Annotated in this window: 22 protein-coding genes and 2 tRNA genes; 22 read left to right on the top strand and 2 right to left on the bottom strand. The window is 56.3% G+C overall.

The genetic code is table 11. The features are described 5' to 3' along the window. The first annotated feature begins 73 nt into the window (after positions 1-73). From nuoG to ACYQ1A_RS13870, 19 genes are all read left to right on the top strand, one after another. Entirely contained in the window at positions 74-2,380 is a 2,307-nt protein-coding gene (gene nuoG, locus ACYQ1A_RS13960) for an NADH-quinone oxidoreductase subunit NuoG (RefSeq protein ID WP_499362903.1), read from the top strand. An 11-nt stretch (positions 2,381-2,391) separates the two neighbouring features. Continuing rightward, complete coding sequence (nuoH, locus tag ACYQ1A_RS13955) at positions 2,392-3,453, top strand: NADH-quinone oxidoreductase subunit NuoH (RefSeq protein WP_499362901.1); 1,062 nt, start codon at positions 2,392-2,394, stop codon at positions 3,451-3,453. Positions 3,454-3,473: 20 nt separating this feature from the next. Beyond that, positions 3,474-3,962, top strand: coding sequence for an NADH-quinone oxidoreductase subunit NuoI (nuoI, locus tag ACYQ1A_RS13950; protein ID WP_053936340.1), 489 nt, complete (start codon positions 3,474-3,476; stop codon positions 3,960-3,962). A gap of 16 nt (positions 3,963-3,978) precedes the next feature. Further along, positions 3,979-4,614, top strand: coding sequence for an NADH-quinone oxidoreductase subunit J (locus ACYQ1A_RS13945; protein WP_499362898.1), 636 nt, complete (start codon positions 3,979-3,981; stop codon positions 4,612-4,614). A 13-nt stretch (positions 4,615-4,627) separates the two neighbouring features. After that, positions 4,628-4,933, top strand: a complete 306-nt coding sequence (nuoK, locus tag ACYQ1A_RS13940; protein ID WP_053936342.1) for an NADH-quinone oxidoreductase subunit NuoK — start codon at positions 4,628-4,630, stop codon at positions 4,931-4,933. A 34-nt stretch (positions 4,934-4,967) separates the two neighbouring features. After that, entirely contained in the window at positions 4,968-7,076 is a 2,109-nt protein-coding gene (nuoL, locus tag ACYQ1A_RS13935) for an NADH-quinone oxidoreductase subunit L (protein WP_499362896.1), read from the top strand. 37 nt (positions 7,077-7,113) lie between these two features. Further along, positions 7,114-8,616: an NADH-quinone oxidoreductase subunit M gene (locus ACYQ1A_RS13930; protein WP_062221450.1), complete on the top strand. Its 1,503-nt coding sequence runs from the start codon at positions 7,114-7,116 to the stop codon at positions 8,614-8,616. Positions 8,617-8,657: 41 nt separating this feature from the next. Further along, positions 8,658-10,112 carry an NADH-quinone oxidoreductase subunit NuoN gene (gene nuoN / locus ACYQ1A_RS13925; protein WP_499362894.1) on the top strand — a complete coding sequence of 485 codons (1,455 nt, stop codon included), beginning with the start codon at positions 8,658-8,660 and terminating at the stop codon, positions 10,110-10,112. A gap of 7 nt (positions 10,113-10,119) precedes the next feature. Beyond that, positions 10,120-10,419 carry a DUF2818 family protein gene (locus ACYQ1A_RS13920; RefSeq protein ID WP_062221448.1) on the top strand — a complete coding sequence of 100 codons (300 nt, stop codon included), beginning with the start codon at positions 10,120-10,122 and terminating at the stop codon, positions 10,417-10,419. 169 nt (positions 10,420-10,588) lie between these two features. Then, positions 10,589-10,665 (top strand) — tRNA-Val (locus ACYQ1A_RS13915). 251 nt (positions 10,666-10,916) lie between these two features. After that, positions 10,917-12,815, top strand: coding sequence for a threonine--tRNA ligase (gene thrS / locus ACYQ1A_RS13910; RefSeq protein ID WP_499362892.1), 1,899 nt, complete (start codon positions 10,917-10,919; stop codon positions 12,813-12,815). 34 nt (positions 12,816-12,849) lie between these two features. After that, on the top strand, positions 12,850-13,392 hold the full coding sequence (gene infC / locus ACYQ1A_RS13905; RefSeq protein ID WP_444541697.1) for a translation initiation factor IF-3: 543 nt from the start codon (positions 12,850-12,852) through the stop codon (positions 13,390-13,392). 189 nt (positions 13,393-13,581) lie between these two features. Then, positions 13,582-13,779 (top strand): 50S ribosomal protein L35, encoded by a 198-nt coding sequence (gene rpmI, locus ACYQ1A_RS13900; RefSeq protein WP_053936347.1) that lies wholly within the window; start codon positions 13,582-13,584, stop codon positions 13,777-13,779. 15 nt (positions 13,780-13,794) lie between these two features. Beyond that, complete coding sequence (rplT, locus tag ACYQ1A_RS13895) at positions 13,795-14,154, top strand: 50S ribosomal protein L20 (RefSeq protein WP_053936348.1); 360 nt, start codon at positions 13,795-13,797, stop codon at positions 14,152-14,154. Between the two features lie 152 nt (positions 14,155-14,306). Beyond that, positions 14,307-15,302, top strand: a complete 996-nt coding sequence (gene pheS / locus ACYQ1A_RS13890) for a phenylalanine--tRNA ligase subunit alpha (protein WP_499362889.1) — start codon at positions 14,307-14,309, stop codon at positions 15,300-15,302. 15 nt (positions 15,303-15,317) lie between these two features. After that, on the top strand, positions 15,318-17,678 hold the full coding sequence (gene pheT, locus ACYQ1A_RS13885; RefSeq protein ID WP_499362887.1) for a phenylalanine--tRNA ligase subunit beta: 2,361 nt from the start codon (positions 15,318-15,320) through the stop codon (positions 17,676-17,678). Between the two features lie 50 nt (positions 17,679-17,728). Beyond that, complete coding sequence (locus tag ACYQ1A_RS13880) at positions 17,729-18,046, top strand: integration host factor subunit alpha (protein WP_053936351.1); 318 nt, start codon at positions 17,729-17,731, stop codon at positions 18,044-18,046. Continuing rightward, complete coding sequence (locus tag ACYQ1A_RS13875) at positions 18,012-18,362, top strand: MerR family transcriptional regulator (protein WP_053936352.1); 351 nt, start codon at positions 18,012-18,014, stop codon at positions 18,360-18,362. Before ACYQ1A_RS13880 ends, ACYQ1A_RS13875 begins: the two co-directional genes overlap by 35 nt. 266 nt (positions 18,363-18,628) lie before the next feature. Next, positions 18,629-18,705: transfer RNA gene (locus tag ACYQ1A_RS13870), tRNA-Pro, on the top strand. Positions 18,706-18,805: 100 nt separating this feature from the next. Here the strand turns inward: ACYQ1A_RS13870 and ACYQ1A_RS13865 are convergent. After that, positions 18,806-19,258: a tyrosine-type recombinase/integrase gene (locus ACYQ1A_RS13865; RefSeq protein ID WP_499363029.1), complete on the bottom strand. Its 453-nt coding sequence runs from the start codon at positions 19,256-19,258 to the stop codon at positions 18,806-18,808. Positions 19,259-19,287: 29 nt separating this feature from the next. Continuing rightward, the gene (locus ACYQ1A_RS13860; RefSeq protein WP_499362884.1) at positions 19,288-19,620 is read right to left on the bottom strand and encodes a hypothetical protein; all 333 of its coding nucleotides are present in this window, start codon (positions 19,618-19,620) and stop codon (positions 19,288-19,290) included. A 402-nt stretch (positions 19,621-20,022) separates the two neighbouring features. Here ACYQ1A_RS13860 and ACYQ1A_RS13855 point away from each other — a divergent pair, with 402 nt between their 5' ends. From ACYQ1A_RS13855 to ACYQ1A_RS13845, 3 genes are all read left to right on the top strand, one after another. Then, positions 20,023-20,208 carry a hypothetical protein gene (locus ACYQ1A_RS13855; protein WP_499362882.1) on the top strand — a complete coding sequence of 62 codons (186 nt, stop codon included), beginning with the start codon at positions 20,023-20,025 and terminating at the stop codon, positions 20,206-20,208. A 423-nt stretch (positions 20,209-20,631) separates the two neighbouring features. Beyond that, a complete protein-coding gene (locus tag ACYQ1A_RS13850) occupies positions 20,632-21,630 on the top strand; it encodes a hypothetical protein (protein WP_499362880.1) in 999 nt (332 codons plus the stop codon). A 1,598-nt stretch (positions 21,631-23,228) separates the two neighbouring features. Next, positions 23,229-23,420, top strand: a complete 192-nt coding sequence (locus ACYQ1A_RS13845) for a hypothetical protein (RefSeq protein ID WP_499362878.1) — start codon at positions 23,229-23,231, stop codon at positions 23,418-23,420. Positions 23,421-23,564: the final 144 nt, after the last annotated feature.

Genomic DNA, 23,564 nt, shown 5'->3' with positions numbered 1-23,564 from the left:
GCCGCACCTGATGCGCGCGCCGTGATGCCTTGTCGCTCAAGAATTTTTGAAGAATTAACTGGATCGATCGATCATGCTTGAAGTCGAAATCGACGGTAAGAAGCTGACAGTGCCCGGTGGCAGCACCGTGATGGACGCCGCCAATTCGGTTGGCGCCTACATCCCGCACTTCTGCTATCACAAGAAACTCTCCATCGCCGCCAACTGCCGGATGTGTCTGGTCCAGGTCGAGAAAGCGCCGAAGCCGCTGCCCGCCTGTGCTACGCCGGTTACGGACGGCATGAAGGTGTGGACCCACTCCGATTCCGCTGTCAAGGCGCAAGCGGGCGTGATGGAATTCCTGCTGATCAACCACCCGCTGGATTGCCCGATTTGCGATCAGGGCGGTGAATGTCAGCTGCAGGATCTGGCCGTCGGTTACGGCAAGTCTGCTTCGCGCTACGAAGAAGAAAAGCGCTCGGTGGTCAACAAGAACCTGGGCCCGCTGATCTCCACCGACATGACGCGTTGCATTCATTGCACCCGTTGCGTGCGTTTCACCGAAGAAGTGGCGGGCTACCAGGAACTGGGTATGCCGGGCCGTGGTGAGCATTCCGAGATCATGTCGTTTATCGGCAAGACCGTTAACTCGGAAATCTCGGGCAACGTGATCGATCTGTGCCCGGTGGGCGCGCTGACCTCCAAGCCGTTCCGCTTCTCGGCGCGGACCTGGGAACTGTCGCGTCGCAAATCGGTAAGCCCGCACGATGGTCTGGGTTCCAACCTGACCGTGCAGGTCAAAGACCATCAAGTTAAACGCGTACTGCCGCTGGATAACGAATCGATCAACGAATGCTGGTTGTCCGACCGCGATCGTTTCTCGTACGAAGCGCTGAACAGCCCGGAACGCGTGACCAAGCCGATGATCAAGCAAGGCGGCGTGTGGCAGCAGGTGGACTGGACCGTGGCGCTGGAATACGTCGCCAACGGCCTGAAGTCCATCGTTGCGGACCATGGCGGCGACAGCATCGCTGCAGTGGCCACACCGCAATCCACGCTGGAAGAACTGTTCCTGCTGAAAAAGCTGGCGAACGGTCTGGGCATCAAGAACACGGAATCGCGTCTGCGTCAGCAAGATGCGTCCTTCGCCACCGCCGGCGTGCAGTGGCTGGGTCAAAGCATTGTTGAGTTGGCCGAAAGCGATGCCGTGGTCGTGGTCGGTTCCACGCTGCGCAAAGAACACCCGCTGATCGCGCAACGTCTGCGCCAGGCCGTCAAGCACGGCATGAAAGTGGCTGCGGTTAACCCGCACGGCGACGACATGCTGCTGCGTCTGGCCGGTGAAGTCGTTACCCGTCCGGACCAACTGGTGGAAGGCCTGCTGGCCGTGCTGAAGGCCACCGTCGAAATCAAGGGCGTAAGCTGCCCGGCGCATATCGACACCAGCCACACCGAGATTACTGATGCCGCTCGCGGCGTAGCCAATATCCTGGCTGCGGGCGAACGCGCTTCGATCATTCTCGGCAACCTGGCCGTACAAGATGCGCGCGCTGCTGAAATCCACGCCGTCGCTGCCGCACTGGCTGCACTGACTGGCGCGACCTTCGGCGTGCTGACCGCGGGCGCCAACACCGCTGGCGCTGAGCTGATCGGCTTTAACGCCGCAGGCGACGTGTTTGCTAGCCCGAAGAAAGCCTATGTATTGCTGGGCGCGGAACCGGACTTCGATACCGCCAACCCGGTCAAGGCATTGGCTGCGGTTGAGCAAGCCGAAATGGTGGTGGTGCTGTCGAGCTTCCAGTCGTGCGCCTATGACTACGCCGATGTAATCCTGCCGGTTTCGCCGTTCTCGGAAACCTCGGGCACCTACATCAATATGGAAGGCCGTCCGCAAAGCTTTAACGGTGTGGTGCGTCCGCTGGGCGATACCCGTCCGGCGTGGAAAGTATTCCGCGTGTTGGGCAACCTGCTGGGCCTGAACGGCTTTGAATACGGCACTTCGGAAGAAGTGCGTGACGAAGCGCTGTCGGCTGGCGTTGAAGCGCGTCTGAACAACAACGCCGTGGAACATGTGCACGTCAAGCCGCGTGCGGCGGGCAACGGTCTGGTGCGCCTGGCTGAAGTGCCGCTGTACCAGAGCGACGTGTTGTCACGTCGTGCGCCTAGCCTGCATGCCACCGTGGATGCGCAAGTGGCCGAAACGCTGCGCGCCAATGCCGCGACCCTGGCTGCGCTGGGTGTGGCCGCCGGTGACAAGGTCAAAGTAGAGCAGGGTGGTACGGCTGAACTGGTGGTGGCACTGGATGCCCGCTTGCTGGATCAGGTCGTGCGTATTTCTGCTGGCCACCCGCTGACCCGTGACCTTGACAGTGCTGCCGCGCTGCAAGTCGTCAAAGCATAAGGGCGACGAGAATGCTGGATCTATTCAAACAATTAATGGATTTCCTCCACTACAACATCCTCGGGATGGTGATTTACGCGATCATCAAGATCGTTGTGATCATGGTGCCGCTGATTCTGGGTGTGGCCTACATGACCTACGCTGAGCGTAAAGTCATCGGCTACATGCAGATCCGCATCGGCCCGAACCGGGTGGGTTTCTTTGGTTTGCTGCAACCGTTTGCCGACGTGTTGAAGCTGCTGCTGAAGGAAATCATTGCACCGTCCGCTGCCAGCAAAGCGCTGTTCTTTATTGCGCCGATTCTGGTGCTGATGCCGGCGCTGGCCGCCTGGGCCGTGATGCCGTTCTTTCCGGGCGTGGTGCTGGCCGATGTCAACGTGGGTTTGCTGTACGTGATGGCGATTACCTCGCTGGGCGTGTACGGCATCATCATCGCCGGCTGGGCGTCCAACTCCAAATACGCGTTTCTGGGTGCGATGCGCGCCGCCGCGCAGGTGGTGTCGTATGAGCTGGCCATGGGCTTTGCGCTGGTCGGTGTGATGATGGTGTCGGGCAGCCTGAACATCAGCGAAATCGTGATGCAGCAAGGTCATGGTATTGCCGGTGGCTCGGTGTTCTCGTGGAACTGGTTGCCGCTGCTGCCGCTGTTCGTCGTCTACTTTATTGCCGGTCTGGCGGAAACCAACCGCGCGCCGTTCGATGTGACTGAAGGCGAATCGGAAATCGTGGCCGGCCACATGATCGAATATTCGGGCATGAGCTTTGCGCTGTTCTTCCTGGCCGAATACATGAACATGATTTTGATCAGCGCCATGTCGTCGGTCATGTTCCTCGGCGGCTGGTTGTCGCCGTTCCCGGCCAGCATCCCGTTCCTGGGCGCCCCCAGCTTTATCTGGTGGTTCCTCAAGGTCGCGTTCATGTTGTTCTTCTTCTTGTGGGCCCGGGCAACCTTCCCGCGCTATCGCTATGACCAGTTGATGCGTCTGGGCTGGAAAATCTTCATCCCGGTTACCCTGGTCTGGATCGTGCTGGTCGGCGCCTGGATGCAGACTTCGTTCTCGCTCTGGAAGTAAGAAGTAGAGGATATAGAGACATGGATAGAATCAACCATTTTTTCAAAACGTTCCTGCTGGTCGAGCTCGTCAAGGGCTTGATGCTGACGGGTCGCTACTTCTTCCAGCGCAAGATTACCGTGCAGTTTCCGGAAGAAAAGACCCCGTACAGCCCGCGGTTTCGCGGTCTGCATGCGCAACGGCGCTACGCCAATGGCGAAGAGCGCTGCATTGCCTGCAAATTGTGTGAAGCGGTTTGCCCGGCTATGGCCATTACGATTGAATCTGACGTGCGTGACGACGGCACCCGCCGTACCACGCGCTACGACATCGATCTGACCAAGTGCATTTTCTGCGGTTTCTGCGAAGAAGCCTGTCCGGTCGATGCCATCGTCGAGACGCACATTCTTGAATACCACGGCGAAAAACGCGGCGATCTGTACTACACCAAGCCGATGTTGCTGGCGGTAGGTGACAAGTACGAAAGCGAAATCGCCGAGCGTAAAGCCGCCGACGCCAAATACCGCTGATCGACAAGGGATCGTCATGACAACCGTAGTTCTCTTTTATGTGTTTGCGGTGGTGCTGCTGGGGGCCGGTCTGGCCACCATCACCGCCAAGAACCCTGTGCATGCCGCACTGTTCCTGATGCTGGCGTTCTTCTCCGGCGCTTGCCTGTGGATGCTGATGAAGGCCGAATTCCTGGCCGTGGCGCTGGTGCTGATCTATGTCGGCGCGGTAATGGTGCTGTTCCTGTTTGTGGTGATGATGCTGGACGTCAACTTTGAAGAGTTGCGCAAAGGCTTCTGGAAACATGTGCCGCTGGCCGTCACCGTGGCTGTGATCATGGCCGTGGAAATGGGGCTGATCCTGCATAGCCGCGCTGCCGAAGTAACGGTGGGTGGTTTGCCGGAACAAGCCGCGGGCTACAACAACGCCAAGGCGCTGGGCTATCTGATCTATACCCAGTACTTCTTGCCGTTCCAGTTGTCCGCCGCGCTGCTGCTGGTGGGGATGATCGCTGCGATTGCCCTGACCATCCGCAAACGCAAGAACACCAAGTACATCAACCCGGCTGTTCAGATTGCTACCAAGCGCGAAGATCGCGTGCGGATAGTCAAGATGGCTGCCGAGGCCCGCCCCACTGTGGGCGAGGTCGTCGAAGAACAACCGAAAGCGTGATGGGGAGCGCACCGTGCTGACACTGACTCATTACCTTGTGCTCTCGGCGATCCTGTTTGCGATCTCCGTGTTCGGTATCTTTGTTAACCGTAAAAACCTGATCGTGTTGCTGATGGCCATCGAATTGATGCTGCTGGCGGTCAACATGAACTTCGTCGCTTTCTCGCAGTTTCTGGGAAACGCCTCCGGGCAGGTATTCGTCTTCTTCATCCTGACTGTGGCCGCTGCTGAATCGGCGATCGGTCTGGCAATTCTGGTCGTGCTGTTCCGTAACTTGCGCTCGATCAACGTCGAAGACCTGGGCAGCCTGAAGGGCTAACGAACAAGCAACGTCAGATATTCGGGTAACAATAATGGATATGAAAACAATCTACCTGCTGATTCCACTGGCGCCGTTGTTCGGTGCGCTGGTCGCAGGTCTGTTCGGTTGGGCGATCAGCCGTCGTGTGGCACACAGTGTCACCATCGCCGGTGTGGCCGTGGCGTTTGCCTTGTCGGCCTATACGCTCAACTACCTCATCAATGGTGGCGCCAGCTACAACGAGCCGGTTTATAACTGGCTGACCATCAATGGCATCGACTTCAACGTCGGTTTCCTGGTGGACAAGCTGACCGCAATGATGATGTGCGTGGTGACCTTCGTGTCGCTGATGGTGCACATCTACACCATCGGCTACATGCAGGAAGATCCGGGCTACAACCGCTTCTTCAGCTACATCTCGTTGTTTACCTTCTCCATGCTGATGCTGGTGATGAGCAACAACTTTGTGCAGCTGTTCTTTGGTTGGGAAGCAGTGGGTCTGGTGTCTTACCTGCTGATCGGTTTCTGGTTCAAGCGCCCGACTGCGACGTTTGCCAACCTGAAGGCGTTTCTGGTTAACCGCGTCGGTGACTTCGGCTTTCTGCTGGGCATCGGTCTGGTGCTGGGCCACTTTGGTTCGCTCGACTACGCCGCCGTGTTTGCCAAGGCGCCGGAACTGAAAGACGCCACCATCACCATCTTTACCGGTCATCCGTGGTCGCTGTTGTCGCTCACTTGTATCCTGCTGTTTGTTGGCGCGATGGGTAAGTCGGCACAGTTTCCGCTGCATGTGTGGCTGCCCGATTCGATGGAAGGCCCGACCCCGATTTCTGCACTGATCCACGCCGCAACCATGGTGACGGCCGGCATCTTTATGGTGACGCGTATGTCGCCGCTGTTCGAGCTGTCGGACACCGCGCTGAACTTCATTCTGGTGATCGGCTCGATTACCGCGCTGTTCATGGGTTTCCTCGGCATCATCCAGGACGACATCAAGCGCGTGGTGGCGTACTCGACGCTGTCGCAGCTCGGTTACATGACTGTGGCGCTGGGTGTGTCGGCTTATTCGGTGGCCGTGTTCCATCTGATGACGCATGCGTTCTTTAAAGCGCTGCTGTTCCTTGGCGCGGGCTCGGTGATCATGGGCATGCACCATGACCAGGACATCCGCAATATGGGCGGCCTGCGCAAGTTCATGCCGATTACCTGGATTACCTCGTTGATTGGTTCGCTGGCCCTGATCGGCACGCCGTTCTTCTCGGGCTTCTACTCGAAAGATTCGATCATCGACGCGGTTTCCACTTCGCATCTGCCGGGCGCGCACTTTGCCTACTTTGCGGTGGTAGCGGGCGTGTTCGTTACCGCGTTCTACTCCTTCCGCATGTACTTCCTGGTGTTCCATGGCAAGTCGCGCTGGATGGAAGCCAAGCCGCACCATGCACATGCTGATGCGCATCACGCCACCGCCGCACACGGCGCGCACGCTGATGACGACCACGCTGACCATGGCGATGACCATGGCGATGACCACGACGAACATCATCACGGCCTTGGCCCGAATGACAAGCCGCACGAATCGCCGTGGGTGGTCACGCTGCCGCTGATTCTGCTGGCCATCCCGTCTGCGTTGATTGGTTTCTTTGCCATCAAGCCGATGCTGTTCGGTGACTTTTTCAAGGGCGTGATCTTCGTTAACAGCGAAGCGCACCCGGCCATGGAAGAGCTGGCGCACGAATTTGGCGGCGCGGTTGAAATGGGCTTACATGCCTTCGCCGGTTTGCCGGTGTGGCTGGCCCTGGCCGGTGTGGTGCTGTCGTATGTGTTCTATATCGTCAAGCCCGAACTGCCCACTATCGTTGGCAAATTCTTTAGCTCGATCGGCGTGACCAAGCTGCTCGAAAACAAGTACTACATGGACTTTCTGTACATCAACGTGTTTGCCGCCGCCGGCCGTGCCATTGGTACTGTGCTGTGGAAGGTGGGTGACGCATTGCTGATTGACGGTCTGGTGGTGAATGGCGCTGCCCGAGTGGTTCAGGCCTTCTCGTTCCTGACCCGCCGTCTGCAGACCGGCTACATCTATCACTACGCGTTCTCGATGATTCTGGGTGCGCTGGTGCTGATGACGCTGTGGCTGGGTGGTGTGGCATTTGCCCACTGAGACGGGTTCAAGTAATTAAAAAACAAGCAGGTAGACTATGACGGGTAATCTTCTGAGCTTAGCGATCTGGGTACCGATCGCGGCTGGCCTGATCGTGCTGGCCACCGGGAGCGACAAGAACGCACCGATGGCTCGCGTGCTGGCTGTAATTGGCGCCTTGCTAGGCTTTGCGGTCACCATTCCGCTGTACACAGGCTTTGATCACTACAGCAGCGGCATGCAGTTTGTAGAACTCAAGCCGTGGATCGAAACATTCAGCATCAACTACTCGCTGGGCGTGGATGGTCTGTCGGTGTGGTTCGTCATCCTGAACAGCTTTACCACGCTGATGGTGGTGATTGCGGGCTGGACCGTAATCCAGAAACGCGTCGCGCAATACATGGCGGCCTTCCTGGTCATGTCGGGCCTGATCAATGGCGCGTTTGTGGCGCAGGATGCCATCCTGTTCTACGTGTTCTTTGAAGCCATGCTGATCCCGATGTACCTGATCATCGGTATCTGGGGCGGCCCGCGCCGTGTGTATGCATCGATCAAGTTCTTTCTGTACACGTTTCTGGGCTCGCTGCTGACGCTGGTCTCGTTTATCTATCTGTACTTTCAGGCCAATGGCTCGTTTGCCATTGCCGACTTTGCCCGCCTGCCGCTGGGCATGACCGCGCAAGGTCTGCTGCTGATTGCGTTCTTCTTTGCGTTTGGCGTCAAAGTGCCGATGTGGCCGGTGCACACCTGGTTGCCTGATGCCCACGTAGAAGCGCCTACCGGCGGTTCCATGGTGCTGGCTGCCATTACCCTGAAGCTGGGCGCCTACGGTTTCCTGCGGTTTGCCCTGCCTATCGTGCCGGATGCTTGCCGTCACTACGCCTGGGTGTTCATCCTGTTCTCGCTGGTCGCCGTGGTGTACGTGGGTATGGTGGCGCTGGTGCAGACCGATATGAAAAAGCTGGTGGCTTATTCGTCGATCTCGCACATGGGTTTTGTCACGCTGGGCTTCTTCATGTTTACTGCCGACGGCAACATGAACCAGTTTGCGGTTGAAGGCGCGTTGGTACAGATGATTTCGCACGGCTTTGTGTCCGCCGCGATGTTCTTCTGCATCGGCGTCATGTACGACCGCGTGCATAGCCGCAAGATTGCTGATTACGGCGGCGTGGTGAACAAGATGCCGATCTTCGCCAGCTTCATGATGCTGTTTGCGATGGCCAATTCGGGTCTGCCGGCGACGTCGGGCTTTGTGGGCGAGTTCTTTGTGGTGTTGGGCGCAGTGCAGGTTAATTTCTGGTACGCCTTCTTTGCCGGCACCACGCTGATCTTTGGCGCTGCTTATACCTTGTGGATGTACAAACGCGTGATCTTCGGCGAAGTTGCCAATCACCACGTGGAAGAACTGAAAGACGTGAACAAGCGGGAACTGCTGGTGTTGGTGATTCTGGCCATCACCGTGCTGGGTATGGGTCTGTATCCGAAGCCCTTTACCGATCTGATGCACTTCTCTGTTAACGATCTGATCTGGCACGTGGCGCAAAGCAAGCTGCCGCAGTAACCGAAGCAATCACAAGCAATGAATATAAAAGGGTTTAGAGCATGACCTGGACCAGTCTGAATGCAGGTGCGGCAACACCGGAGATTTTTCTCCTGATCGCGGTTTGCGCCATCCTGCTGATCGATCTGTTTGTTAGCGATGCCAAGCGGCACGTCACTTATCTGCTGACCTTGGGCGCCCTGGCTGTCACGGCCTGTCTGCTGGTCAACGGCCTGGCGCAACCGGCGCAGCTGGCCTTCAGCGGCATGTTTGTGCAAGACCCGCTGGCTGGCGTGGCCAAGCTGGCCATGGTGTTGGGCGCGGCGCTGGTGTTTATCTACGGCCGCAGCTATGCCGAAGCGCGCGGCTTGTTCCGTGGCGAGTTATTTACGCTGAGCCTGTTCTCGCTGCTGGGCATGATGGTGATGGCATCCGCCATGAACTTCGTGACCCTGTACGTGGGCCTGGAACTGCAATCGCTGGCCATGTATGCACTGATCGCACTGAACCGCGACAACGTGCAATCGTCCGAAGCGTCGATGAAGTATTTTGTGCTGGGCGCGCTGGCTTCCGGCCTGCTGCTGTACGGCATGTCGATGGTGTACGGCGCGACGCAAAGCCTGGATGTGCTGACCATTGCGCATAACATCGGTGCCGGTGGCGCCAACCGCGTGCTGAGCGTGTTCGGCCTGGTGTTTATCGTGGTGGGTATCGGCTTCAAGCTGGGCGCAGTGCCGTTCCATATGTGGATGCCGGACGTGTACCAAGGCGCACCGACCCCGGTGGCGCAAATGATTGGTACCTCGTCCAAGGTGGCTGCGTTTGTTTTCATCCTGCGCATCCTGGCAGAAGCCCTGCAGGGCTTTACCCCGGACTGGGGCCAGATGCTGATGCTGATGGCGGTGCTGTCGCTGGCTCTGGGTAACATCACGGCGATCGCACAAACCAATATCAAGCGCATGTTTGCCTTCTCGGCCATCTCGCATATGGGTTTTGTATTGCTGGGCATCATGGTCGGCAATCCGTACGGCTATGGCGCGGCATTCTTCTATTCGATTACCTATCTGCTGACCAGCGCAGCGGGTTTCGGCTTGATCATGCTGATGTCGCGCGCCGGTTTTGAAGCCGATCGCATTGACGACTACAAAGGCCTGAACCAACGCAGCCCGTGGTTTGCCTTCATGATGCTGATCGTGATGTTCTCGATGGCGGGTGTGCCGGTTTTTGTTGGCTTCTTTGCCAAGCTGGCGGTGCTGAAGGCCGTCGTGAGCATGGGCCTGACCTGGCTGGCCGTGTTTGGCGTGCTGATGTCGCTGATCGGTGGTTTCTATTACTTGCGCGTGGTCAAGGTCATGTACTTCGATGACGCCGAAGATACCCATCCTATCGTCGCTGGCCTGGATGCCCGCGCCATTCTCAGCGTTAACTGCCTGTTGCTGCTGGTGCTGGGCCTGATGCCGGACCGCCTGATGTATCTGGTCACCGCCGCCATCACGCGCTCCATCATGCAGATGTAAGGACCGCATGCTCGAAGTCGTTCTGTTGTGCATATTGGCCGTTGTGGCGGCCAATATTCCGTTTCTGTCAGACCGGGTGCTGCTGCTGGTGCCCCCCGCCAGGTTGCGTAAACACGCGGGCTGGCAGTTGCTGGAGCTGGCCATCCTGTACGCGCTGGTGCTGGGCATCTCGCGCGTGCTGGAGGCGCGAGTAGGTACGGTACAAGTGCAGCACTGGTGGTTTTATGCCGGAACGATCGCCTTGTTTATCGTGCTGGCGTGGCCTGGCTTTGTCTGGCGCTACTTCTGGCGCAAGCCCGGCATGTAATAGAGCTTTGATCTGTCGAAAAAAACGCTACCAACCGGTGGCGTTTTTTTTGGCCTGCAGCGCCAGCTGATGTAGTTGCGGGGCAGGGCGTATGCAAATACTTCTACATTTTTTGTAGGACAGGGCTTGCCAGTCACGGGCGAAGTCGCTAATATCGCCGTTCTTCGACAGGCACGTAGCTCAGCTGGTTAGAGCACCACCTTGACATGGTGGGGGTCGTTGGTTCGAGTCCAATCGTGCCTACCAACAGAATTTGATGAAAAAGGAAGATCAAGCCATGTTCCGAACTACCACGACTACCGGTGTTAACTGAACGCGGTAGCCGTGCTTGGCTTGGTCTTGTATAAAAAAGTGCGGCTGCTGCCCGCACTTTTTTTTTGCCCCTACGCCCTGAGCGTTGATCACCACGGTGATAGCCGGGTCGGCAAAAAATCCTGATCGATAAAATTGCGGCCAGCATGCCCAGAGTGGCGCGGCCCGGTAAGAAGGCAAACACCATGATTGCGATTACGCTTCCCGATGGCTCTAAACGTGAATTCGATTCCCCGATCAGCGTGCATGGCGTAGCCGCCAGCATTGGCGCGGGCCTGGCGCGGGCTGCGCTGGCCGGCAAGGTTGACGGCAAGCTGGTCGATACCAGCTTTGTAATCGACCACGATGCCAGCCTGGCCATCGTGACCGACAAAGACGCTGATGGCCTTGATGTCATCCGCCACTCCACGGCCCACTTGCTGGCCTATGCCGTCAAGTCGCTGTTTCCGGACGCGCAAGTCACCATCGGCCCGGTAATCGACGACGGCTTCTATTACGATTTCAGCTACTCGCGCCCGTTTACGCCGGAAGATCTGGCCGCCATCGAAAAGAAAATGGCCGAGCTGGCCAAGCAGGACATCCCGGTGGAGCGCTACGAATTGTCGCGCGACGAAGCCGTGGCGTATTTCAAAGGCATAGGCGAAAAATACAAAGCCGAGATCATCGAATCGATCCCGGCTGACCAGACGTTGAGCCTGTATCGCGAAGGCGATTTCACCGACTTGTGCCGTGGCCCGCACGTGCCGTCGACGGGCAAGCTCAAGGTATTCAAGCTGATGAAGGTGGCTGGCGCCTACTGGCGCGGCGACAGCAAGAACGAAATGCTGACGCGTGTGTACGGCACGGCGTGGGCAAAGAAAGAAGATCTCGAAGCTTATCTGCATCGGCTGGAAGAAGCCGAGAAGCGCGATCACCGCAAGATCGGCAAGGCGCTGGACTTGTTCCATATGCAGGAAGAAGCGCCGGGCATGGTGTTCTGGCATCCCAAGGGCTGGCAGCTGTGGCAATCGGTGGAGCAATACATGCGCCGTCGCCTTGGCGTAGCCGGCTACCAGGAAGTGCGCACGCCGCAAATGATGGATCGCGTGTTGTGGGAGCGCTCGGGTCACTGGGAGAACTACCACGACAATATGTTCATCACGGAATCGGAAAAGCGCGTCTACGCCGTCAAGCCGATGAACTGCCCGGGTCACGTCCAGATCTTTAATAGTGATCTGCGTTCGTACCGCGATTTGCCGCTGCGCCTGGCCGAGTTTGGCGCGTGCCACCGTAACGAGCCGTCCGGTTCGCTGCATGGTTTGATGCGCGTGCGTGGCTTTACGCAAGATGACGCGCATATCTTCTGTACGCCTGATCAGTTTATTTCGGAAGCAATTGCCTTCCACCAGCTGGCCATGAGCGTGTACGACGACATGGGCTTTACCGATGTCTCCATCAAGCTATCGCTGCGCCCGGACAAGCGTGCCGGTAGCGACGAAGGCTGGGATAACGCCGAGAACGGCATGCGCGACGCGCTGCGTGCTTGCGGCGTGGAATGGGAAGAACTGCCGGGTGAGGGCGCTTTCTATGGTCCCAAAGTGGAATATCACATCAAGGACGCCATTGGCCGTTCGTGGCAATGCGGTACGCTGCAGCTCGACTTTGTGCTGCCGGAGCGGCTGGGCCCTGAATACGTGGCCGAAGATAACAGCCGTCAGCGCCCCATCATGCTGCACCGGGCTATCGTCGGTTCGATGGAGCGTTTCCTTGGGATCCTGATCGAAAACTTTGCCGGCTCGTTCCCGTTGTGGCTTGCGCCGACGCAGTTGGTGATCATGAATATCTCTGAAGCTCAGGCTGATTACGTGGCTGAAGTAGCCCAAAAGCTGAAGGCCGCTGGCCTTCGGGTGCAATCAGACTTGAGGAACGAGAAAATAACCTATAAAATCCGCGAACATAGCTTGCAGCGCTTGCCGTACCAACTCATTGTGGGCGACAAAGAAAAAGCTGCAGGTCTGGTGGCCGTGCGTAGCCGCAGTGGTGAAGATCTGGGGCAGATGACGGTAGAGGCCTTGCTGGAACGGCTGAAACCCGAACTGCTGTAACGGATTACACCAAGCCGTTCGCACGGCTTTGCATTTGACTGACTGGAGAATCAAGATAGCTGCTCAAGACAAGGAGCCGCGGATCAACGGCGAGATTACCGCTCGCGAAGTCCGCTTGCAGGATGCCCAAGGCGAACAACTGGGCGTGGTGAGTCTGTACGACGCGTTGTCCAAGGCAGAAGAAGCCGAACTGGACCTGGTCGAGATTGCCCCCAATGCGACGCCACCGGTGTGCCGCATCATGGATTACGGCAAGTACAAGTACGAAAAGTCCAAGAAAGATCACGCGGCCAAGCTGAAGCAGAAGCAGATTCAGGTTAAGGAAGTCAAATTCCGGCCGGGCACGGACGAGAACGACTATCAGGTAAAGCTTAAGAACCTGATCCGTTTCTTGAACGATGGCGACAAGGCCAAGATTACCCTCCGGTTCCGCGGGCGCGAAATGGCCCACCAGGAAATCGGTATGGCCCAGCTCAAGCGGGTGGAAGCTGACCTTGGCGAAATCGCCATCGTTGAGCAATACCCCAAGCTGGAAGGCCGCCAGATGATCATGATGCTGGCGCCAAAGAAAAAATAAGTAACCGTGCGGCCTTCGGGCTGCAGGGTGCAGCAAACAACGGGGGCGCGGCTGCTCCCGTTTATGTTCTGTCGGGCCAGCGATGGTCAGTCAGAACCAGCAGCCGCAACAAAAGCGTGGTGGCGGGCCCAAAGTCCTTCGCAAGAAGGCGCCTGTTGCCGAATCTAAACATCATTGGAGTGCATATACATGCCCAAGATGAAAACCAAGAGTGGCGCTAAAAAGCGCCTGAAAGTACTCGGCGGTGGTGGTGTCAAGCGCAGCAAAGCGTTCAAGCGCCACATCCTGACCAAGAAAACCACCAAGAACAAGCGCCAACTGCGCGGCACCTGCATGGTCCACCCGACCAACATGGCCAGCGTTCGTGCAATGTTGCCCTACGGCTAACCAAGGAGATTATCTATGCCTCGCGTTAAACGTGGTGTAACAGCCCGCGCTCGTCACAAGAAAGTACTGGCCCTTGCCAAAGGCTATCGCGGCCGTCGCAAGAACGTATACCGCATTGCCAAGCAAGCGGTAATGAAGGCTGGTCAGTATGCATATCGTGACCGTCGTCAAAGGAAGCGTCAGTTCCGTCAACTGTGGATTGCTCGTATCAACGCAGCTTCGCGTGAACTGGGCCTGGCCTACAGCAAGTTCATGAACGGTCTGAAGAAGGCCGGCATTGAGGTTGACCGCAAGGTTCTGGCCGATCTGGCCGTGTTTGACAAGCCGGCATTTGCCGCCTTTGTTGAACAAGCCAAGGCTAGCCTCGCTGCTTGAGCATGATCGTCAGCGCGGTCGTCAGACCGCGCGATGACATGTTGATGAGCAATACAAGGGGGGCTTCCCGGCCCTCCTTTTTTATTGTCGTGCCCACCCGGGACGACGGCAGAATTCCAGGCAGGAGCGCGCGATACGCGCGACATTTCGATATGGACGTACAAGCCCTCCTCGAGCAAGGTCTCGCTGAACTGAATGCAACCAGTGAAGCGCCCGCGCTGGAAAACGTAAAAGCTAAATATGTCGGCAAAGAGGGTGCAATCACCGCTTTGCTGAAGCAATTGGGCAGCCTGCCGCACGAAGAAAAGAAAACCTTCGGCGCCACGGTTAACCAGGCCCGTCAGGCATTTGAAGCCACGCTCAATGCCCGTCGCGAAGCCTTGGCCCAGGAAAAACTGGCGCGCCAACTGGCCGCCGAAGCACTCGATATCACACTGCCTGGTCGCAATCGCGGCACGGGCGGCCTGCATCCGGTTACGCTGGTGCAGCAACGCATCGAAGCGCTGTTCGCCTCGCTCGGTTTTACCGTGGCTGACGGCCCCGAAATCGAAAACGATTTCCACAATTTTGAAGCACTGAATATCCCCAAAGATCATCCTGCGCGCGCCATGCAGGATACGTTCTACGTGGATGGCGGCGCCAATGGCGAACCGCTGGTGCTGCGCACGCACACCTCGCCAATCCAGGTGCGTTACATGCTCGACCACAAGCCGCCGATCAAGATCGTCGCGCCGGGCCGCGTGTACCGTGTCGATTCGGATGCCACGCACTCGCCGATGTTCCATCAGATGGAAGGCCTGTGGGTGGAAGAGGGCGTATCGTTTGCCGATCTCAAAGCCGTTATCACCGACTGGCTGCGTAATTTCTTTGAGCGCGACGATCTGCAAGTGCGCTTCCGTCCTTCTTTCTTTCCGTTTACCGAACCGTCGGCCGAAGTCGATGTGCTGGGTGAACGTGGCTGGCTGGAGATTGGCGGTTGCGGCATGGTGCACCCCAATGTGCTGCGTAACGTCGGCATCGACCCTGAGGTCTACACCGGCTTTGCCTTTGGCTTTGGCCTGGATCGGTTTGCGATGCTGTATTACGGCGTCAACGATTTGCGCCTGTTCTTCGAGAACGATCTCGCGTTTCTGCAGCAATTCAAATAAGCCTGGGCTCCTGACATGAAATTCTCTGAACAATGGCTGCGCAGCTGGGCCAATCCCGCGCTGGCGTCAGAAGAACTGGCGCATCTGCTGACCATGGCTGGCCTTGAAGTAGAAGAAGCCGAGCCTGCCGCCCCCGCATTTACCGATGTGATCGTCGCCGAAGTGCTGACCGTAACGCGCCACGAAAACGCGGATCGCCTGAACGTTTGCTCGGTGAACGTCGGCGAAGCGGCCCCGGTGCAGATTGTCTGCGGTGCGCCTAATGTGCGCCCCGGCATTCGTGTGCCGTGCGCTCGCGTTGGCGCTGACCTGCCGGGCGATTTCAAGATCAAACTGGCGAAGGTCCGTGGTGTGGAATCGAGCGGCATGCTGTGCTCGGCCAAAGAGCTGGGCATTGCTGAAGACGCCGATGGCCTGTTGATCCTGCCGGACGACGCGCCCGTGGGCCAGTCGATTCGCGACTATCTGAACCTCGACGACACCCTGCTGACGCTGAAGCTGACCCCGAACCGTGCTGATTGCCTGTCGATCCGCGGTATCGCGCGTGAAGTCTCGGCGCTGACCGGCGTGGCGCAAGACGCCATCGTGCCGACGCCGGTGGCTGCAACCATCGCCGATGCGTTGACGATCAAGCTGGAAGCGCCGGAAGCGTGCCCGTTGTACACCGGCCGCATCATCCGTGGCATCGACCGCACTGCGCCGACGCCGGAATGGATGAAGCAACGCCTGGCGCGCTCGGGCATCCGCAGCATCAGCGCGGTGGTCGATATCACCAACTACGTGATGATCGAACAAGGCCAACCGTTGCACGCGTTTGACGCCAACAAACTGGGCGGCGATATCGTGGTGCGTCTGGCTAAAGCGGGCGAAGCGCTGACCTTGCTGAATGGCAAAGAACTTGCGCTCGACGCCGATATGCTGGTCATCACCGACGGGGTTAAGCCGGTCGCGCTGGGTGGCATCATGGGCGGCGCTAATAGCGAAATCGACAACGAAAGCCGCGATATCTTCCTCGAATCCGCCTTCTTCAGCCCCGCGGCTGTGGCGGGCAAGGCGCGTCGCCTGGGGTTCTCGTCCGAAGCCAGCCACCGCTATGAACGCGGCGTCGACTTTGGTCACACCCGTGCTGGCCTTGAACGCGCTACGCAACTGCTGCTGGAAATCTGCGGCGGCGCGGCTGGCCCGGTGGTCGAGACCGTCGTCGCTGACCAACTGCCGGCGCGCCCTGCGCTGACCCTGCGTGTTTCTCGCGTTAAGCGGGTGCTGGGTCTGGATCTGAGCGGTGCCGACGTGCTTCTGCTGTTGCAGCGCCTGAGTCTGGATGCGCAACTGGATGGCGATGTCATCACAGTGCAACCGCCCAGCTTCCGCTTCGATATGCAGATTGAAGAAGATCTGATCGAAGAAGTGGCGCGCGTGTTTGGCTATGACAACATCCCGTCGCGCCCGGCCGCCAGCCGCATCGCCATGCTGCCGCAGCCCGGCAATGCGCGGAACAAGTTTGCGCTCAAGCAAATCCTGGTCGGCAGTGGTTACCAGGAAAGCATCAATTACGCGTTTGTCGAACAGAAGTGGGAAACCGAACTGGCCCACAATGCTGATCCCATCAAGCTGATCAACCCGATCGCCAGCCAGATGAGCGTGATGCGCTCGTCCTTGCTGGGCGGCCTGGTCAGCGCGCTCAAATACAATCAGAACCGTAAAGCCGAACGGGTACGCCTGTTTGAACTGGCGCGTGTGTTCCATGGCGTGACCGCCGAGGCGCAACCTGAGCGCATCGGTGGCCTGGCTTGGGGCAGCCGCGAGCCGGAACAATGGGGGCTGAGCGATGTGGCGGTCGATTTCTTTGACGTCAAAGCCGATGTCGAAGCGCTGATCGCACCGCGCGTGGCCACCTTCCGCCGCGCCAGCCATCCCGCATTGCACCCCGGCCGCAGCGCCGAGGTGGTGCTGGACGGCAAGGTAATCGGCTGGTTGGGTGAACTGCATCCGCAGTTTACCCAGAGCTATGAACTGGGCACGTCGCCCGTCGTGTTTGAGCTGGATGTGGCAGCGTTGCTGTCCGTGCAGCCAGTCAAGGCCAGCGCCGTGTCAAAACAACAAGCGGTGCGTCGTGATCTGGCCTTGCTGGCCGAAGAATCGCTGACGCTGGGTGAGTTGCAAGCTGCTTTTGCCGCAGCCAATCAGCCTTTGGTCACTGCCATCGAGCTGTTTGATATCTACCGTGGCAAAGGCGTGCCTGAAGGCAGAAAGAGCCTTGCTTTCAAGGTGTTGATGCAAGATACTCACAAAACTCTTACTGATGAGGAAGTCGACGCTACCGTGGCCGCGCTGATCGCAGCCGCTGCAGCGCATGGCGCCACACTACGAGCATGAGCTTACCCAGTAGCACCGACGCCAAGTCGTATCGTAATGAGATAACAACAATGACGCTTACCAAAGCAGACCTCGCCGATTTGCTGTTTGACAAGGTTGGCCTGAACAAGCGCGAAGCCAAGGATATGGTCGAAGCATTCTTCGAAGAAATCCGTGCCTCGCTCGAAGAAGGCGACACCGTCAAACTGTCAGGTTTTGGCAATTTCCAGTTGCGCGACAAACCGCAACGCCCGGGCCGCAATCCTAAAACCGGGGAAGAGATTCCGATCTCCGCTCGCCGTGTAGTCACCTTCCATGCCAGTCAGAAACTGAAAGGGCTAGTAGAACTGCACTATGCAAAACAGCAGCAACGTCATTTCAACCAGTGAACTGCCGCCAATTCCTGCCAAGCGCTACTTCACCATTGGTGAAGTGAGCGAACTGTGCGGCGTAAAGCCCCACGTTCTGCGCTACTGGGAACAGGAATTCACCCAGCTCAAACCCGTCAAACGCCGCGGTAACCGTCGTTATTACCAGCACCACGAAGTGCTGTTGGTGCGACGGATCCGCTCGCTGTTGTACGAGCAAGGTTTCACCATCAGTGGCGCGCGCAACCAACTGGCTCACGCCGGAGAAGAAGCCGCCAGCCCCGCCGCATCGATGCGCGAAGGGCTGCAAGCGCTGCTGGATTGGCTGGATGAATAAGCCCCCGGACGCGTAATGCGCTGAAGCAAATCAAAACGCCGGATCAGGTTGATAGCCTGAGCCGGCGTTTTTATTGTGAGCCTGGCGCGGGCGGGGCGGGTTAGCGCCGGCATGCAGGTGTGGCGCTGTGATTATGCTTGCGCCGAGACCAGCGCAGGCTTTGCCGGGATTGCTACTCAATTCAATTGCTTATCAACCGCGCAGTGAAAAAATGAGGGGGGATGCTAGGCAGGCCCGACAAAGCTGGTCTATAATCGCGTCTCTCTCGGAATGTAGCGCAGCCTGGTAGCGCACTTGCATGGGGTGCAAGGGGTCGCGAGTTCGAATCCCGCCATTCCGACCATAAAAAAGAACGCCGAATCAGTTGCTTAGCTGATTCGGCGTTTTGCATTCTCCCCTCGAAGTTAGAAAAATATTAGAACATGTTTTAATACTCCTCGTTTTCACTCCGTCGGTGGCAGCGCCATGATCACCTCGCTAGTCGGCGTCTCCCGGATCCTCATGTAGCGTTCGGTCATTTGCTCATCGGCATGGGCTGCGCCAATAGCAAGCTGCTTTCGCTCGTATCCTGCCTGATGAGCATCGGTAATCGCCTTAGGCCGCAGGTCTTTAAGAATCAATCCTTCGTTACCTGACCGGATGCATGCGCGACGCCATGAGGTTCTTAAGCCGGACGCGTCATATGGTTTGCCGTGCTTGGTACTGATCACGTAGACGCTTTCCACTTTGGTGGCAGCTTTTGCACGCGTCAGCACGGATTCAATTGCTGGTGTCATTGGTACCATTACTTCAGCGCCACTGCTTTTTTCTGTTTTGGTTGCCTTGAATCGAATGCCCGCACTGCTGATGTCGGTCCACTTTAAAAGCCGAATTTCGGTGGTGCGCTGATAGAGCAGTTAGCACAGGTCGACGTAGTAGTGCACCATCATGCTGGCTTGAGTTCGTTTCTCATCGTCGCCAGTGAGCAAAGCAGCTCGTACCGCATGGGCTGCTTATGCGTCATGTAGACCTTTCTGGTTTCCGATTTTTCTAATGTTACTTCACGTGTTGGATTGCCTTTTCGAAAGCCTTTGCGGCAAGCCAACTGGAAAAACTTGGATAGGTGTGAACGGTAAACTTCGGCCATTCGACGTCCTTCCCACTGATCGACAAATAAGGCGATATCGGAGGGCGCAACCTGTGCAGTATCAAATGCCTGGAATCCCTCAGCACAGACTTCTGTTAGTACGCGCAAATCATTGCTCCGGGTGTCATGCATTTTTTTACGCTCAGGATGTGTTGGGGCGCATTTGGCCAGCTTCGCCAGTTCGTTTGCATTCTACTCACGTAGGCGCCGCTGCATATCTCCAACATCAGCTGGCTGACGATTAAAATCCCAAATTTCTTTTGCGAGTTTCCGTGCTTTGTCTTCCCCATCAGAGATAGGGCACAGGCTGTGCCACTTTGTAGCTTTACCAGTTGATGGGGGCACCAATTCCACCGGATGAGCACGACGGACTATATAGGCATAACCAATCTGGACTACCCCGGTTAAAGGAAGCAATCCGGGCTGTGATTTGGGCAGCCCACGAGTGCTTCTCGGCTTGAGCAGCCTTTCAGGCTAATGTGCTAAATTGGCCACTGCCGGCCATGAGCGGCCAGCCGTGTTGAAGGGTTTGAAATGAAACTGGGATTTGGTAACGATTGGGTGAAATATAAGGAAGAGCTACTAAAATTCGTTTTTCCCGTATCAGACGCCCGAGAAATTGAAGGACTCATTATTGTTCTGCATGACTATATGAGTTTTCTTTCGGATGTTCCCTCTCGCAATCTATTTGCTTATGGAGATGACGGCGCTTTGGTCTGACAAGTTGAAAGCATTGGTGCCGAAGCGACAGATCCGGTTACAAAAATTATTTTCGAGAAGCCTCTCATTGCTGGAAATTTTATGGGTTGTAAGTGCGAAGTCGATGCACGTTCTGGAGGGATATTGGGAACGCAGTTTACCAAATAGATTGCCATCGGCCAGAAGCGGCCGCCCGGCTTGACTCTGTGTAGCGTTTCAATCTATCGACCACAATCTTGTGGACCCATTATGGCTTTTTGTATCGAACAAGATCAATCAAATAGCAAATCCTTCGGAGCCTGTCTTCGAGTGACAGTTCATCATAGTCACACGCATTTACGGGTCCCTCATTAAAAAGGGGCAACTGGCGCTTACCTAGAGAAACTGTTTCACTTGAAAATTTAGTTGCGTGCTTTACGCGAGTGCCTAACCAATGGAGGGGGTATGAAAATAACCCAAACACAATTAGTGTCGATAAGCCTGGTTTTAGGCGCTTTGATCATCGCAATTGGGTTACTGGTTTACTTTCGGATAGACAATAAACCTTCAAATGAGGGCGCTGCATTGGCAGCTTCAGAAGCGGATCAGGTACTTAAATTGTGCGCGATAGGTATGACGTCAGAAGCGGAAAGCACGGTTAAAGCTTCACTGGAAAAATTCTTCGGTGGTCTCACTGCTGGCACCAAAGTAAGTAGCTCGCAAATTGGGGCGTTAGCTGAAAAGCTGCCTCAGAATGGAAATCCAGATCTCTATAAAGCCTACAGCGATTGTTTGAAGGTCCAGATGGCCATCGCCCTGCAGCGCAGAGGTGTACAAGTAGCCTCACCCGACATGCAGGCCCTGGAGGCTGCAGCGGATGACCGCGTTGAGAATGGGCTATCTCGAGTTACACCTAGTACGCCTTCGGCAAAATTAGTTGAACTGCTTGGAGAGCCAATTTCAGATGATGTCGTTGAAGGAACTGGACTTCGGTACGTCCGTTACCAATACAAGGACATGTATTTCGCGGCCGAGTTTTTTAAGGGAAGAAAGCGACTTGCGATTGTGTTAGCAGCTAATCCTTCATTAGGAGTGGAATTGTCGCAGACGCTCCTAAGTGTCAATGGGGCGCCGCTAGCCACCGTTGGTGCCGTTTCGGAGGAGGCCTCACTGGAGATCTCGGGTCGAGCAGGTATGCCGATGCGAACAGAATTATTTGGCGGAAGCGAGATGGATTATCGGGTGTTTCGTGCCTTGTTTTATGACCCATTCGCAGTCTTGGGAGAAAATGACGATTGCAAGAATGCGCTCAATGCGCCTGAAAAATTTCATCTAAAAGATTGCCCTAAGATGGCTGTAGCGAAACCGGTAGCAGTGCTACTGGCCTACACCCAAGGTGGTGGCAAAGCAGCGAGCGATGCTTTTTTTAACCTCTTGAGTGACGGACCGGTTTGGGAGTGGTGATAAATCGTGGGATTGAATGAGGTAGGTTTTCTAAGCGCTGCGGGGGCACATTAGCGAAACTGTGCTGATGGTCGCAGGCTCCATGCGGATAGGGGAGCGTTTGAGGTTGTGATTTTAGCCCCGCTTTCCGACTGGCATTCACAGTACATCAACTCAGTGCATGGTGTGCGAGTGAGCTTCTGCTGTTTCGGTTCTGGCATGGGAATCGAGCTAGGCAGAAGCCAACCGAGTAAATGGGGCTGCGACGAATATGTACCGTCATCTGGCTTTTGCAATGACTTCATACATCGACGTCCCTGATACTGATTGTGCCATGCCTATGATGCACACGCCTGAGCAAGCAGTGGGGATATTTTGCCAAGATCAAAGCCTTTGCCATTGCTTCGGATTCTTCCGTAGCGCGTTGACCGAGAGTGATCGAATGTAATTCCTCTGGAAGAAAAGCGAAGTCAGTAAAGGCAGGGTCGGAATAGTCTACGAATGTCGTTACGCGCCACTCACGTTCCTCGTCCCATTCGCGGTGTTTTGAGTAGCAGATTGCGTTAAGGATATCTCTCGGCAAGTCAAGGGACTTACCATAAAGGAGCAGGTCAAGACATGACCCAATCATTGGGGGACTCAGGTAAATAAGTAACCGGTCGCGCCATTTGGAGGGGGGTGTCTTGATCGGGTAAATGCCGAAAGCCCAAAACTAGACCGCGATGTGAGTCTGCATAGTGTCCCCACATGGTGTTGCTCTCGGCTGTTGAGGAAAGACACAAGACACGAGCAGTGCTCGCCAGTTTTTCAGCGGTAGGCCGAAGCAGTTCCTCAAGTGAGGCAGTTGTACTGAGTTCCCTGCAAACAATATCTAAAATCTCATCTCTGGATCGGCCATGCGCCATTTACTGAGCGCGTCTGGCTAACCAAATCTGAGCTAGTGTTGGAAAGCAGTTCCTCGTCTACAATTCTGCTTCTTTCAGCGATTTCTACGATCGCCAATGGGTATAAAGTACGGCACTCCTCAGCAGAAGGACTTAGCCGTGGCTGCCTTTGGAATTCAGTTATGTCGTTAATATGAGATGGGCCTGACCATCGGATTGTGCCATTGGTCAGACTAGTTCGGCGACATGCGCATTTGCATATTTATAGAGAATCTTGGGTACGTCATTCTTGGGCTGCATATTGGCAATAGCGAGTCGGTTGAGTGATTTTCGCGAATATACCAAGCGTACAAGCGCGAATCGACTTGTTTGGGCTCGAATGTGTTCTAAAGTGCGGGAAAGATACGGGGAAACCGTGGGTATGCGAGTAAAGAAATCACTTCCGTTGATTAGAATATACGAGCCGAAAATGCCGACCAATCAATGTCTTGATCTTGATTTTTTGGGTGCATGGGGTGCAAGGGGTGCAAGGGGTGCAAGAGGTCGCGAGTTCGAATCCCGCCATTCCGACCACTTTTAAAGCATTAAAATCAACACGTTACATCAGAAAGCCACCGGCCATCACCCGGTGGCTTTTTCGTTCTGTGCCGGAACTTGTGCAGAATGCGAAATTCGCTCTGCGTGCTCGACGAGGTGTTCCGCCCCGAAGTGCGCATATTTCCAGGCTCGTAGCGCATGCCTGATTACGCAGCTTTCCAATTTGATGCCTATGTATTTTCTGTGTCGGCAACATTTACTGTTTATGGCGATATTTTTGTCGGAAAAGCAGCGTTACACCGTACCCGCAACCCGCAGCAGTTGGTGCAAGTTTGTCTGATGGATGGATGTGGACCTGCGATAGTAAAACCCCCTCTAGAGACAAACTGAACAACTTGCTTGATGGCTACTCTTGGTCCGCAGAGTGGCTACTTTGGCGTCGGTGGATCGTTTTCCGTGAATTCGTCCGGCAAGGCGATAAATATGGGGATCGGTGAAGGCGGCTTTTCTGCCGGACTCGGTAGTGTGGATACT

The organism is Silvimonas sp. JCM 19000, assembly GCF_054652575.1.
The sequence above is the reverse complement of the archived record's forward strand: the minus strand, read 5'-3'. Positions and strand labels throughout refer to the sequence as shown.

Excerpts from the sequence above, each read along its gene's own strand:
- nuoG (WP_499362903.1), top strand. The coding sequence starts at position 74 with ATGCTTGAAGTCGAAATCGACGGTAAGAAGCTGACAGTGCCCGGTGGC.
- nuoH (WP_499362901.1), top strand. The coding sequence starts at position 2,392 with ATGCTGGATCTATTCAAACAATTAATGGATTTCCTCCACTACAACATC.
- nuoI (WP_053936340.1), top strand. The coding sequence starts at position 3,474 with ATGGATAGAATCAACCATTTTTTCAAAACGTTCCTGCTGGTCGAGCTC.
- ACYQ1A_RS13945 (WP_499362898.1), top strand. The coding sequence starts at position 3,979 with ATGACAACCGTAGTTCTCTTTTATGTGTTTGCGGTGGTGCTGCTGGGG.
- nuoL (WP_499362896.1), top strand. The coding sequence starts at position 4,968 with ATGGATATGAAAACAATCTACCTGCTGATTCCACTGGCGCCGTTGTTC.
- ACYQ1A_RS13930 (WP_062221450.1), top strand. The coding sequence starts at position 7,114 with ATGACGGGTAATCTTCTGAGCTTAGCGATCTGGGTACCGATCGCGGCT.
- nuoN (WP_499362894.1), top strand. The coding sequence starts at position 8,658 with ATGACCTGGACCAGTCTGAATGCAGGTGCGGCAACACCGGAGATTTTT.
- ACYQ1A_RS13920 (WP_062221448.1), top strand. The coding sequence starts at position 10,120 with ATGCTCGAAGTCGTTCTGTTGTGCATATTGGCCGTTGTGGCGGCCAAT.
- thrS (WP_499362892.1), top strand. The coding sequence starts at position 10,917 with ATGATTGCGATTACGCTTCCCGATGGCTCTAAACGTGAATTCGATTCC.
- rpmI (WP_053936347.1), top strand. The coding sequence starts at position 13,582 with ATGCCCAAGATGAAAACCAAGAGTGGCGCTAAAAAGCGCCTGAAAGTA.
- rplT (WP_053936348.1), top strand. The coding sequence starts at position 13,795 with ATGCCTCGCGTTAAACGTGGTGTAACAGCCCGCGCTCGTCACAAGAAA.
- pheS (WP_499362889.1), top strand. The coding sequence starts at position 14,307 with ATGGACGTACAAGCCCTCCTCGAGCAAGGTCTCGCTGAACTGAATGCA.
- pheT (WP_499362887.1), top strand. The coding sequence starts at position 15,318 with ATGAAATTCTCTGAACAATGGCTGCGCAGCTGGGCCAATCCCGCGCTG.
- ACYQ1A_RS13880 (WP_053936351.1), top strand. The coding sequence starts at position 17,729 with ATGACGCTTACCAAAGCAGACCTCGCCGATTTGCTGTTTGACAAGGTT.
- ACYQ1A_RS13875 (WP_053936352.1), top strand. The coding sequence starts at position 18,012 with ATGCAAAACAGCAGCAACGTCATTTCAACCAGTGAACTGCCGCCAATT.
- ACYQ1A_RS13860 (WP_499362884.1), bottom strand. The coding sequence starts at position 19,620 with ATGCATGACACCCGGAGCAATGATTTGCGCGTACTAACAGAAGTCTGT.
- ACYQ1A_RS13855 (WP_499362882.1), top strand. The coding sequence starts at position 20,023 with ATGAAACTGGGATTTGGTAACGATTGGGTGAAATATAAGGAAGAGCTA.
- ACYQ1A_RS13850 (WP_499362880.1), top strand. The coding sequence starts at position 20,632 with ATGAAAATAACCCAAACACAATTAGTGTCGATAAGCCTGGTTTTAGGC.
- ACYQ1A_RS13845 (WP_499362878.1), top strand. The coding sequence starts at position 23,229 with ATGCCTGATTACGCAGCTTTCCAATTTGATGCCTATGTATTTTCTGTG.